1 pseudogene is annotated in these 246 nt (G+C 63.0%); it reads right to left on the reverse strand.

From position 1 onward, the window contains the following. Positions 1-180, reverse strand: a pseudogene (locus J5M57_RS28820) (hypothetical protein); the annotation flags it as partial. Between the last annotated feature and the right edge of the window lie 66 nt (positions 181-246).

Below are 246 nucleotides of genomic sequence, written 5' to 3' on the forward strand. Positions count from 1 at the left end.
TGCTGCAAACGCGCGGTGGCCGAGCAACGCCATCTGCGCGGGGTACTCGGCGACGAGCCGCAAGTGACTGCCGAACTGAGCAGCGCTGAACTGGATCATCTGCTCGACCCCGCGCATTACCTCGGCCGGCCCATCCAATTGATAGTGCAGTTCGCCATCGGCGAGTTGAACGAAAGCCACAGCCCTCTCCTTCAGACAGTCAAAGCGTTGTGTTCGGCCACTGCGCGCTCGACCCAGACGTGCGCC

The organism is Pseudomonas sp. 86_A, from assembly GCF_017491705.1.
Taxonomy (GTDB): domain Bacteria; phylum Pseudomonadota; class Gammaproteobacteria; order Pseudomonadales; family Pseudomonadaceae; genus Aquipseudomonas; species Aquipseudomonas koreensis.